This is a genomic window from Bacteroides sp. 1_1_14, from assembly GCF_000162515.1.
In the GTDB taxonomy this organism is placed as follows: Bacteria; Bacteroidota; Bacteroidia; order Bacteroidales; family Bacteroidaceae; genus Bacteroides; species Bacteroides thetaiotaomicron.
The window spans coordinates 662,053-674,443 of the sequence record NZ_GG774703.1 but is presented as its reverse complement, the minus strand read 5'-3'; the positions used below and the strand labels follow the sequence as shown (position 1 = coordinate 674,443).

Below are 12,391 nucleotides of genomic sequence, written 5' to 3'. Positions count from 1 at the left end.
AACACCGAGGGTAAGATTGGTGGGGATACTGGCTTACTTCAAATCAATAAACTAACCAATAGTTCAGATAAAAAACAGAAGGTCTGTTTACCTCAAACAGAGCCTGTGTTTATTCCAAACAGAACCTTTGTTTGAGATAAACACAGGCTCTATTAAGTCAGTAACTACCGACGTTCGAATGGATTATTTTTCAGGCTGAAGGGACTGAAGCCACTTGCACCGTTCAGAAGCTCCTAAAGACAGGGTATAAAATGCCCCCTTCAGCCGCTATCCCCTTCTGACTGGGCATTTGCGGACAAGGCTGAAAGGACTGAATACGGAATGTCGTTTCTTTGTTGGCGAGGTCGAGTTTTGCCCCTTTTTGTTCCGAAAAGAAGCAAAAACTTATAATTCAAATCCGTACAAAACGAATTCTATGATCGAATAAACCCGACTATAAACTGATAACAGAAATAGCCACAAACTACAAATTTCAGGAATGTTCCCAGTAGAAATCCAATCAATGATCCTACCCCCGATCTAAGTGCTTGAGAAAACTCTTTATTCCCTAGCAATTCGCCAATAACTGCTCCCAAGAACGGACCGAAAATCACTCCCCAAGGCAGGAAAAGAAGGCCGATAAGGGTCCCGATGATACATCCCCAATTGCCCCATCTGCTACCACCGCTATACTTGCTGCCAAGCATAGGGGTGAAGTAGTCCAAGACTTGCACGACAAGAACAATCAGCAGCCATACAATAAGTTGTGTGGTAGTGTATTGAACCTTATCCGTAAAATGAAGAAGGACCAATCCCAAATAAGCAACGGGAGGACCGGGTAGAAAGGGAAGAATACATCCCATCAGTCCGGTAATGAGGCATAACACACCTAGTATAATCAGAATAATATCTAACATCGTTTTATTGCATTTGAAAGATGTACTTTATATCCGGTGGCAATTTAAGCAAATAAACCGAATCCTCCAAAAAACAATCAGTAACGTCGGGAAGGAGTATAATCAATTCTATAAATACGGTCGAAGAAAGGACTCCATTCATTCTCCGCAATCCCAAGTTGCAGACCGTAGAAATGCGTATCCACTTTTCTATATTCCAGCATCTTGTCAGTCAGTTCCGGCACGGATAAAGGTATCTTAAAATCACTGATCCATAACACATCCGCATTCATATACTCCTTTTTTGACTGAAGCAACCGGAAGATAGCTTGCAGCATTCGGGTAGCATCCGTATCTCCACAAGAGGTGGTGGAGAAAAATTCAAGCAGCCGCGCCCTCTCTCTCCGCACATCAATCGGATTGATGGATACAGAAAAGGCAATCAGGAAACAGTCCCGACGTTGCCTGTCAGCTATTTCCAATATTTTAATCAGCAGCGAATATGCAATCTTTTCCGGTTTCCCGACCATGCTTCCGGAAGTGTCCAGACAGACTATCATCGGTCCTTTCTGCGTAGCAGGCTTTATTTCCAGTCGCCGTGCCGGTTGCATGATCTCGGATTTATAGCGGAAGGTCTGAAGTTTTCGGGTAACATATTTATAGACAAACAAGTCTTCCAGCTCATCATCGGCACAATGCGCCAGTTCTGTAGGAAGCAATGCGTTCAGGTCATTCCCTACTGTGATACCCAAAATGTCACTTTTAGAAGAATGCTCCATCTTATATACATTCCCCTGCGCGACATGTAGCTGCTCCTGTCCTTCATCGTCAGCCATACGCCCCATCTTATTGGCAACCTTGACCACTTCCGGATATTCTTTCTGAATGCGGACGATTTTGCGTATCCGCTCAAAATCCACCGTATTCCACATACCGCTCATCAAGCCCCAAGCCTGATAGAACTCGTCTTTCTCTATGTTATTTTGCCGGATATATCCGGGGATATTCCTGAGATTGGCATGAAGTCTGCGTTCGAAATCATCTTTGCGCTGTTCTATCTCCTTTTCCTTTTGCTCCTGCAAATCCCGTTGGAAAGCCTCTTTCCAGTCGTCCACCATCCTCTCCCAGACTTCCTCATCCGCATATTTCCCTTCATTGCCGAACTGCCCCTGATAAAATGCCTTGTCGAAACCATTGCCTTCATGTTTGTCGGCAACCTCCTGTAGTAAAGCCTGCCACCCGTCTTTCCGCTTGGTATCGGACCATTCCAGCACAAGTTCCATTCCTTGCTGTTCCGACTGGCTTTTCTGCATATTGTACTTTTGCTTTTCCAGATTCAGACGGATAAACTGGCTCATTGCATCGTAAAAGATTCGGGCACAAAGTTCATCACTCAGGACTTGTATCTTTATCATCGGATCGTTCATGACGGAAAGCAGGTAAGCGTACAGCGGTTCGTTATCCGCCTCCGCACACTCTCCGGTCGCTACATACTTATCCAGCACCTGCACATAAAATGCAGCATCATATCTAAGACTCATCGCCGTATCTCAGTTTACGGACATCCACACGTGCCCATGCAATCTCTTTACGAAGGGTCGCCACATATTGTGCCACCCCTTTTTTATCTTCTTCGGAAATAAAAATATTCTCAGACAAGTCTTTTACTAATTTCTCAATCCGGTCATGGGCTGTCTCCAACTCCGTCTCATAATCCCGGTCGGTGAGAGTCATATTGCCCAGCCACAACTGCTGTTGCTCTCCCCTCTTCAGCCGACGCATCGGAAAGCGGACACCATTGATATAAAGATTCTTCTCATCCCTGTAAAGTGTCACCCTTTCGGCACCTTGTTCCTTCATTTTGGTGGCATCCGAAAAAGTACGTATAATCGTCCGCTTCGGATTCAGCGGATCGGCATACATGACTCCTGTCGCAGGAACATCCTTCGGACTGTATTCTTTCAGATTCTTATAATCCACAATAAATATGTAGGTATTTCCCGTGCCATGATTCTCTATCTGATAGTAGAAATGATCGATGATCATCAAATCATCGTCTCTGCGGTCACCTTTCTGACGGGCTTTCTCCAATGCTTCACGCACGCGGCTCACTTTCAGGTCCGACTTTAATGATAAGTTGATAGCGGCTATCTCCTTCACATAAGGAACAAACAGCGCACGGACAACGATCTGCCGGATATCCGCACACTCTTCCGGTTCATTCCACAAGCAGTGGTAAACAGGTAATAAATCTGTCAGGCAGACTTCCTTCCGACCATGAATGAAAGCAGAAGCTTTCAGCAGCTTCACGATATTCTTCCAGCGACGGTCACTCACATAGACATTCCGATGTACTTCCGAGTCTTGAATCTCGACTTTCTCCAGGTTCTTACGGATTTCTGTGATGCAGGACAGGACTTCGGCAGATACCTTGATCTGCCGTATCTCTTTCTGCCATCCGGCATATTCCTCATCCGAAATCTGCCACCGACATGCTTCCTGTTCTTCTTCGTCACCATCGTCCAGCAACATTTGATAGAACGCTTCCTCCTGTTTCACGCAAGTGCTGATAATGCGAATCAAGAAACGGTCCCACAAGGCTTCCAGTCCTTCGCCCTGCGTAGGCAGTTCATTACTGGCAGCCACCAGCAGCTTCAACGGAAGTTTCAGTTCCGTATCTCCATTCCGAAACAGCTTTTCATTGATGACCGTCAGTAACGTATTCTGAATAGCCGGACCGGCTTTCCATATTTCATCCAGAAACACGACATCCGCTGTAGGCAGATACCCGTCCACAGCACGCTCATATTTATCCAATTCCTTCAGACGGCTGATGCTCACCGGACCAAAGATCTCATCAGGTGTGGAGAAACGAGACATCAGGTATTCAAATGCCCTTGCATCTACGAAAGCTCTCTTCAACCGACGGGCCACCATCGACTTTGCCACCCCAGGAGGTCCCAGCAACAAAATACTTTCGCCAGCCAAAGCAGCCAGCAAAGACAAACCGATTTCAGCCTCTTTCTCATATACCCCCCTGTTCATTTCGGACAGCAGCAACTGTATACGTTCTTTTATTTCCATATTATTCTTTGATTCTGCACATAAATAAAGATGTTATTCACCTTACCGCCTATGCATTGTTTGCAGATAAACGGCTTGCAAATATACGGTTTTACCTGTCATTAACATAAATACCTCTTCTCTAATTCTGTCTTTTATACTCAAGAATTATCTTAAGGCATATTTAATATTGATTATTTATTCACCCAATATGCAATAAAAACAAAAGGAGGTAAATTTCCTTTCTCATTTTCCCCCATTTACATAAATAAAAACTATCTTTGCGATTCAGAATCCCGAAAGACGAAAGAAAATGGAGCAAATAGACAACCTAAAAGAGCTTATCAATCAAGGGGATGTGGACATAGCAATCAAGCAACTGGACCAACTTCTCCAAGACGATTCTGTCGAGAAAGATAAAGATATGCTCTACTATTTACGGGGAAATGCCTACCGAAAAAAAGGAGATTGGAAGCAGGCGCTGGATAACTACCAGTATGCTATCGATCTTAATCCCAACAGCCCCGCTGTTCAAGCCAGAACAATGGCGATAGATATCCTGAATTTCTACCACAAAGATATGTATAATCAATAACCGAATTCAAAGATAACGTAATAAAATAGAGATTATGGCAAAAATTAAAGGAGCAATCGTAGTCGACACGGAGCGTTGCAAAGGATGCAACCTATGTGTAGTAGCGTGTCCGCTCGATGTAATCGCCCTCAACAAAGAGGTGAATATGAAAGGCTATAACTATGCCTGGCAAGTAAAAGAAGATACCTGCAACGGATGCAGCTCGTGTGCAATGGTTTGTCCCGACGGATGTATCTCAGTGTATAAAGTAAAAGTAGAATAAAAGAAAAAGAATATGGCAGAAGAAGTTGTATTAATGAAAGGAAACGAAGCCATCGCCCACGCAGCTATCCGTTGCGGTGCGGACGGATACTTCGGATATCCTATTACTCCCCAATCGGAAGTACTGGAAACGCTTGCCGAACTGAAACCGTGGGAAACAACCGGCATGGTAGTTCTCCAGGCAGAAAGTGAAGTGGCAGCTATCAATATGGTATATGGAGGCGCAGGTAGTGGAAAGATGGTATTGACCTCTTCCTCAAGTCCCGGCGTGAGTCTGAAACAGGAAGGTATCTCCTACATCGCAGGTGCCGAACTTCCTTGTCTGATTGTAAACGTAATGCGCGGCGGTCCCGGATTGGGAACCATCCAGCCGAGTCAGGCGGACTACTTCCAGACAGTGAAAGGAGGCGGTCACGGTGACTACAGACTGATTGCCCTTGCTCCGGCATCCGTACAGGAAATGGCGGATTTCGTTGCACTCGGATTCGAACTTGCTTTCAAATACCGTAATCCGGCTATTATCCTTGCCGACGGTGTAATCGGACAGATGATGGAAAAAGTAGTTCTTCCTGCACAGAAGCCACGCCGCACCGATGCAGAAGTTATCGAACAATGTCCGTGGGCTGCTACCGGAAAAGCGAAAGGTCGTAAACCGAATATTATTACTTCACTCGAACTGAAGCCGGAAGCAATGGAAATCAACAACATCCGTTTCCAGGCTAAATACAAACAGATTGAGGAAAACGAAGTACGCTTCGAAGAAATCAACTGCGAAGATGCAGAATATCTGATCATAGCTTTCGGTTCCATGGCACGTATCGGTCAGAAAGCAATGGAACTCGCCCGCGAAAAAGGAATCAAAGTAGGTATTCTTCGCCCCATCACTTTGTGGCCGTTCCCGACCAAAGCCATTGCCGCTTACGCTGACAAAGTGAAAGGTATGCTCGTTACAGAATTGAATGCCGGACAGATGATCGAAGATGTCCGCCTGGCTGTCAATGGTAAAGTAAAAGTAGAACATTTCGGACGTCTCGGCGGTATTGTTCCCGATCCGGATGAAATTGTAACTGCTCTGGAAGAAAAAATAATCAAATAACGAAACGACGATGAATCCCGATAAAATAAGAAACGTATTGAACATCCTTTTCATGATATTGGCACTTGCCGCTATCATTGTCTACTTTGTAGTAGGAAAGGAAGATTTTAAAATGTTTATCTACGTATGCGGCGCGGCAATCTTTGTCAAGCTGATGGAGTTTTTTATACGGTTCACCAACAGATAAGGAGAAGAAGTTATGACTAAAGAAGAAATAATCAAACCTGAGAATCTGGTTTATAAAAAACCGACTCTGATGAATGATAATGCCATGCACTACTGCCCGGGTTGCAGTCACGGCGTGGTACACAAGCTCGTTGCCGAAGTCATTGAGGAAATGGGCATGGAAGAAAAAACGGTGGGAGTCTCTCCGGTAGGATGCGCAGTTTTCGCCTACAACTATCTGGATATAGACTGGCAGGAAGCCGCTCACGGACGTGCACCTGCAGTAGCTACGGCTATCAAACGCTTATGGCCCGACCGTCTCGTTTTCACTTATCAGGGTGACGGTGACCTGGCCTGTATCGGTACCGCCGAAACAATCCACGCACTGAACCGTGGCGAAAACATTACTATTATCTTTATCAATAACGCTATCTACGGTATGACCGGCGGACAAATGGCTCCGACGACTCTGGTAGGCATGAAGAGTTCTACTTGTCCTTACGGACGTGATGTCGAACTACACGGCTATCCATTGAAGATAACCGAGATTGCCGCCCAACTGGAAGGAACTGCTTACGTTACCCGTCAGTCGGTACAATCAGTGCCCGCCATCCGCAAAGCCAAGAAAGCAATACGCAAGGCATTCGAAAATTCGATGAACGGCAAAGGTTCCAATCTGGTAGAAATCGTATCAACTTGTAGCTCCGGCTGGAAGATGACTCCGGAAAAATCAAATAAATGGATGGAAGAACATATGTTCCCATTCTATCCGCTGGGTGATTTAAAAGATAAAGAATAACGCAAAAGTCAACAGAACAATGAAAGAAGAAATAATTATTGCTGGATTCGGTGGACAAGGCGTATTGTCCATGGGTAAGATTCTGGCTTATTCCGGACTGATGGAAGGAAAAGAAGTGAGCTGGATGCCGGCATACGGTCCTGAACAACGAGGCGGAACAGCCAATGTGACAGTGATTGTCAGCGATGACAAAATCTCTTCACCGATCCTGAGTAAATATGATACGGCGATCATACTGAACCAGCCTTCACTGGAAAAGTTTGAAAGCAGAGTAAAGCCGGGCGGTATCCTGATCTATGACGGATATGGGATTATCAACCCTCCTACCCGCAAGGATATCAAAGTATATCGCATCGACGCAATGGATGCTGCCAACGAAATGAATAATGCGAAAGCCTTCAATATGATCGTACTTGGCGGTTTACTGCAACTCCGTCCTATCGTAACTCTGGAAAACGTCATCAAAGGATTGAAGAAAACTCTTCCGGAACGCCATCACCACTTGATTCCTATGAACGAGGAAGCGATCAAAAAAGGAATGGAATTAATCCATGAAGTCTAAATAATTGACAATTGACAGTTGACAATTGATAATTGGCAATGATTGACAATTAACGGTTATGACACAATAATTGGTAATTGACAATTGACATAAAATGGCAAAATAACGCATACAGACGTTAATTGTTAATTGTCAATTGTCAATTGTCATTTTTTCCTGTATCTTTGCCTCCAATTATGAGACGAATCTTACTATTATATATATTATTCTCCGTTGTAGGACTGAGTGCTATCCATGCACAGCTCAACCCTGCCCGCCAACAAATCGACGAGAACGGACGCGACCAATATGGTAATCAGGTAGACCCTGCCATGATTCCGGACAAACTGGATAGTGCCAATGTTGAAGTACAGGGATTGCCACCTACACTCTACATGTGGCGCATTAAAAATCAATTGGGCGACCGGACAATGATTCCGGCAGATACAACTTATCATCACTTTCAGAATACAAATCTTACAGAAGGAATCACCGGACATTATAATTATCTGGCCAACCTAGGTTCACCGCGTCTGTCGCGTATCTTCTTTGAGCGTCGTTATCCGGAGCCAACCATCTTTATGGAGCCTTTCTCCAGCTTTTTCATTCGCCCGACGGAATTTAACTTTACGAATAGTAATGTTCCTTATACTAACCTGACCTATCACAAGGCCGGAAATAAGCAAAATGGAGAAGAACGTTTCAAATCTTATTTTTCAGTCAATGTAAACAAGAAGCTGGCTTTCGGCTTTAATATTGATTATCTGTATGGCCGAGGCTACTATAATAATCAAAATACTTCTTATTTTAATGCCGCGCTTTTCGGTAGTTACATTGGCGACCGCTATCAGGTGCAGGGAATCTATAGCAACAACTATCTGAAAACGAATGAGAACGGTGGTATCACTGACGACCGATACATTACCGCACCGGAAGAAATGGCAGAAGGAAGAAAAGAATATGAATCTGTCAATATCCCTACCGTACTCAATGCCAGTGCCAACCGTAACCATGACTTCTATGTCTTTCTGACACAACGCTATAATCTGGGATTCCACCGGGATATTCCACAGGCAGAAAATGATACGATGCCTGCCAAACAGGAATTTGTTCCGGTCACCAGCTTTATACATACCATTCAGGTAGAACGTTCGCGCCATAATTTCCGTTCGGATGATAATGTAGAAAACTATTACAAGCAAACTCTCCTTGATAAAGAGAATACATTCGTCAGAGACAGTACTGTCTATATCGGAGTCAAGAATACCATAGGTATTGCTTTGCTCGAAGGCTTCAACAAATATGCAAAAGCCGGATTGACAGCCTTTGCCTCACATAAGCTGAGCAAATATTCATTAATGAGCCTAGACCCGCTAAAGCAGGATAAATACAATGAGACAGAAATCTATATCGGTGGCGAACTGACTAAAAAACAGGGAAACTTTCTTCATTATCATGCAATCGGTGAAGTGGGAATGGCAGGAAAGGCTATCGGACAGTTTGATGTCAAAGGAGATATCGACTTAAATATCCCTTTATGGAAAGATACCGTCAGTGTGATTGCACGCGGAGAAATCAGTAATAAACTTGCTCCATTCTACATGCGTCATTACCACTCCAAACATTTTTGGTGGGATGATGATATGGATAAGGAATTCCGCACCCGTATCGAAGGCGAGCTGAGCATAGCTAATTGGGGGACCCGCTTAAGAGCCGGCGTTGAAAATATAAAGAACTATACTTATTTCAACCAGCAGGCATTACCGGAACAAAAAGGTGGTAGCTTGCAAGTAGTATCAGCTTGCTTCAATCAGGATTTCAAAGTGGGAATCTTCCATCTGGACAATGAAGTGATCTGGCAGAAATCCAGTGATCAGGCTGTACTTCCATTGCCGGAACTTTCGCTGTATCATAACTTCTATATGCAGTTCAAACTGGCGAAAAAAGTATTGAGTGTACAATTAGGTGCTGATGTACGTTACTTCACTAAATATGATGCTCCGGCCTATATGCCTGCTACACAGCAGTTCTACCTGCAACCGGAAGAAGGTAAAGTAGAGATAGGCGGTTATCCGATAGTGAATGTTTATGCTAACTTACATTTGAAACGTACCCGTTTCTATGTGATGATGTATCACGTCAATCAGGGAATGAGCAAACCTAATTACTTCCTGGCACCTCATTACCCCATTAACCCACGTGTGCTGAAATTCGGACTTTCATGGAACTTCTATGATTAACAAAACTTCTATGGCTTATGAAAACGCGCCCGAAATTGAGACTATTCAGATATCTGTTGCCGGTAGTCATTGTATTGGCACTTATCTTCTCTGTCCGCTATTGCGGTAAACAAGAAAAACCTCTGGGGCATCCGCGTGATTACGCAGCCATCGCCAAAGAAGGCATCCTGCATGTAGCCACCGAATATAATTCAATCAGTTTTTATGTAGACAGTGACACTGTCTCCGGATTCCATTATGAACTGATAGAAGCGTTCGCACGTGACAAGGGGCTGAAAACTGAAATCACTCCTGTCATGAGCTTCGACGAACGGCTGAGAGGATTAAGCGACGGACGCTACGATGTCATAGCATACGGAATACTGGCAACCAGCGAACTGAAAGATTCTCTGCTTCTCACCTCCCCCATCATACTCAACAAGCAGGTGCTGGTGCAACGAAAAGCGAACGGGGAGAATGATTCACTTTATATCCGAAACCAATTGGACCTTGCCCAAAAGACACTTCATGTGGTAAAAGGCTCGCCTTCTATTCTACGTATTCAGAATCTGGGAAATGAAATCGGAGATACTATTTATATAAAGGAAATAGAGAAATACGGTTCAGAGCAGTTGATTTCGTTAGTTGCTCATGGAGATATCGATTATGCCGTCTGTGATGAAAGCATTGCCCGTGCAGTGGCAGATTCATTGCCTCAGGTAGATATCAATACCGCAATCAGTTTTACTCAATTCTACTCATGGGCAGTCAGCAAGCAATCACCCGCATTGCTCGATAGTTTGAATACATGGCTGGATAAATTACCAAAAAGAAAAAGAGTATCAAAAGATTTACCGGAAATACTATGGTGATAAATAGATAAAAAATAATACGCCGAAGACTTGACTTTCGCATTTGAATGTCGTATCTTTGTCAACGTAATCATAAAGTAGTTTCAGTTAAACTACACGTAAAGGAGGGAATCGCAGTTCCCTCCTTTCTTTTTGTTACAATGAATGAAAATCAGCCTTTTTCCCAGCTTTTTGCTCATTTTACCCCCGAGCTTAGTCCGTTTTACCTCGTTTGTTACCATACTTAACATAGTATCTTATGACTAATTAGATGCTTTGTTATGATTAATCAGATGCTTTGTTATCCATAAACCGATGCTTTGTTCTCCCAAAACAGAAGCTCTGTTTCCGGACAGCTCCCAAGAGTTAACAATCAATAAAGTTGCTCTTGACAAAAATTTGCTCTACTTTTGACAAAAATTCCCTTTTCGATGTCACGTTTTTAATCCGCCACCGTCTTATCAGTGTAAATGGAACTGAAACAATTTAAAATAACCGTTGTACCCCTTCGAGACAAGCTGCTGAACTACGCCCGAAGGATGACAGATGATCCTTCGGATGCGGAAGATGCCGTACAGGAAGTCATGCTGAAGCTGTGGAATCTGCGCCAGAAGCTAGACGAGTACAGAAGTATCGAAGCCGTAGCCATGACCATGACGCATCATCTCTGCATGGATATGTGGCGTGCCAAACGACCGGACACTCTATCACTCGACCGTGTACAGGCTCCCACCCCTTCGGCTACTCCGGAGCGACTGCTGGAAGAGAAAGATGAGTTCAGATTGATGCGGGAAATTATCGACTCCCTGCCTACGCTGCAACGAACGATTATCCGCATGAAAGACATCGAAGAGTACGAGACGGAAGAGATTGCCGAAATCACCGGCTGCAACGCAGAAGCCATCCGCAGTAATCTGTCGAGGGCCCGCAAGAAAGTAAGGGAAGTCTATTTGCAAACGATACAAGAACGAAAAAGGAGGAACAAAGCATGAAAGATATAGAAACCTTGCTAAACAAATATTTCGAAGGAGAAACCACTTGCGAAGAAGAACGCAGACTACGACGTTTCTTTGCCGAAGGGCTCGTACCGGAACATCTGGAGGTATATCGCCCGATGTTCGCTTTCTTCGAAGCGGAACAGAAGGAACTTGCGGAAATCTCCGGTAAAGGTAATGCCGCCGAGATGCCGGAACTCGCTCCATTCGAGAAAAAGACAAAAACGGTCAGACAGTATCTGACTTACAGTCTCAGTGCTGCCGCTGCCGCCATCCTGCTACTGGTGGGCATCTCCGGTATCTACCGTCATCTATCCCCTGCACCGGCCAACTATGTGATCATTGACGGTAAGGAATATACGGACGTTCATTTAATCCGTGAACAGGCGATGGTCGCCTTTCGTGACGTCAGCCTCAGCGAGGAGGAAGTATTCGCTACTTTATTTGATGAATAATATAAAAACAGCATATAATTATGATGAATAAAATCATTCGTACCACACTAATCACCCTGTTACTTACATTCGCCGCCCATGCGGCCGCCCAACAGGGACTACAGATTGCTACCGTCTTTCAGAAGTACGGAAAGCAAAAAGGGGTAACTATGGTAGAGCTATCCAATGAAATGCTGGAAACTTACCAGATGACTCTCTATAAAAGTCTTGTGTTCAAGGATGCCAGCGATGCACTACCTACGATTCTCCGTTGCCTGGAAGCCGACAAGAAGAAAGCAAAGAAGGTGAAAGAAGTGGTTTCCAACGGGCAAATCAAGTCCGGCTATTACCAGCTTCCCCAGCTCAAGGAGGATGTGAACCGCTTTATCCTCTTCAAAACCGGAAAGAAAGATTCGGCTACCCTTATCTATATCGAAGGAGAACTGGATGCCGACGACCTGATCACCATGTTATTCATGAAGAAAGAATAAAAAAAC

The 12,391-nt window shown here is 44.3% G+C and carries 13 protein-coding genes and 1 pseudogene; 11 read left to right on the top strand and 3 right to left on the bottom strand.

The window, feature by feature from the left end:
- Positions 1-413 precede the first annotated feature (413 nt).
- The 3 genes from HMPREF9007_RS18370 to HMPREF9007_RS18380 all read right to left on the bottom strand — a co-directional run bounded on the left by HMPREF9007_RS18370 (position 414) and on the right by HMPREF9007_RS18380 (position 3,959).
- On the bottom strand, positions 414-896 hold the full coding sequence (locus HMPREF9007_RS18370; RefSeq protein ID WP_008760630.1) for a DUF456 domain-containing protein: 483 nt from the start codon (positions 894-896) through the stop codon (positions 414-416).
- Positions 897-973: 77 nt separating this feature from the next.
- Positions 974-2,416, bottom strand: coding sequence for a hypothetical protein (locus HMPREF9007_RS18375; protein WP_008760629.1), 1,443 nt, complete (start codon positions 2,414-2,416; stop codon positions 974-976).
- The gene (locus tag HMPREF9007_RS18380; protein ID WP_008760628.1) at positions 2,406-3,959 is read right to left on the bottom strand and encodes an AAA family ATPase; all 1,554 of its coding nucleotides are present in this window, start codon (positions 3,957-3,959) and stop codon (positions 2,406-2,408) included. Before HMPREF9007_RS18380 ends, HMPREF9007_RS18375 begins: the two co-directional genes overlap by 11 nt.
- Positions 3,960-4,251: 292 nt before the next feature.
- Between HMPREF9007_RS18380 and HMPREF9007_RS18385 the strand changes: the two genes are divergently transcribed.
- From HMPREF9007_RS18385 to HMPREF9007_RS18430, 11 genes and pseudogenes are all read left to right on the top strand, one after another.
- Complete coding sequence (locus HMPREF9007_RS18385; protein ID WP_008760627.1) at positions 4,252-4,533, top strand: tetratricopeptide repeat protein; 282 nt, start codon at positions 4,252-4,254, stop codon at positions 4,531-4,533.
- Positions 4,534-4,567: 34 nt separating this feature from the next.
- Entirely contained in the window at positions 4,568-4,795 is a 228-nt protein-coding gene (locus tag HMPREF9007_RS18390; protein ID WP_008760626.1) for a 4Fe-4S binding protein, read from the top strand.
- 12 nt (positions 4,796-4,807) lie between these two features.
- Positions 4,808-5,890 (top strand): 3-methyl-2-oxobutanoate dehydrogenase subunit VorB, encoded by a 1,083-nt coding sequence (locus HMPREF9007_RS18395; RefSeq protein WP_008760625.1) that lies wholly within the window; start codon positions 4,808-4,810, stop codon positions 5,888-5,890.
- Between the two features lie 10 nt (positions 5,891-5,900).
- Positions 5,901-6,077, top strand: a complete 177-nt coding sequence (locus HMPREF9007_RS25915) for a hypothetical protein (RefSeq protein ID WP_008760624.1) — start codon at positions 5,901-5,903, stop codon at positions 6,075-6,077.
- Positions 6,078-6,089: 12 nt separating this feature from the next.
- Positions 6,090-6,854 carry a thiamine pyrophosphate-dependent enzyme gene (locus HMPREF9007_RS18400; RefSeq protein WP_008760623.1) on the top strand — a complete coding sequence of 255 codons (765 nt, stop codon included), beginning with the start codon at positions 6,090-6,092 and terminating at the stop codon, positions 6,852-6,854.
- Positions 6,855-6,873: 19 nt separating this feature from the next.
- Positions 6,874-7,416: a 2-oxoacid:acceptor oxidoreductase family protein gene (locus HMPREF9007_RS18405; RefSeq protein ID WP_008760622.1), complete on the top strand. Its 543-nt coding sequence runs from the start codon at positions 6,874-6,876 to the stop codon at positions 7,414-7,416.
- 176 nt (positions 7,417-7,592) lie between these two features.
- Complete coding sequence (locus HMPREF9007_RS18410) at positions 7,593-9,635, top strand: putative porin (protein WP_008760621.1); 2,043 nt, start codon at positions 7,593-7,595, stop codon at positions 9,633-9,635.
- A 17-nt stretch (positions 9,636-9,652) separates the two neighbouring features.
- Positions 9,653-10,493, top strand: a pseudogene (locus HMPREF9007_RS18415) (transporter substrate-binding domain-containing protein).
- Positions 10,494-10,935: 442 nt separating this feature from the next.
- Positions 10,936-11,457, top strand: a complete 522-nt coding sequence (locus tag HMPREF9007_RS18420) for a sigma-70 family RNA polymerase sigma factor (RefSeq protein ID WP_008760619.1) — start codon at positions 10,936-10,938, stop codon at positions 11,455-11,457.
- Positions 11,454-11,915 (top strand): hypothetical protein, encoded by a 462-nt coding sequence (locus tag HMPREF9007_RS18425; RefSeq protein WP_008760618.1) that lies wholly within the window; start codon positions 11,454-11,456, stop codon positions 11,913-11,915. The genes HMPREF9007_RS18420 and HMPREF9007_RS18425 overlap by 4 nt, the downstream gene beginning before the upstream one ends.
- Before the next feature lie 23 nt (positions 11,916-11,938).
- Positions 11,939-12,385 carry a DUF6108 family protein gene (locus tag HMPREF9007_RS18430; RefSeq protein WP_032813845.1) on the top strand — a complete coding sequence of 149 codons (447 nt, stop codon included), beginning with the start codon at positions 11,939-11,941 and terminating at the stop codon, positions 12,383-12,385.
- Positions 12,386-12,391 lie beyond the last annotated feature (6 nt).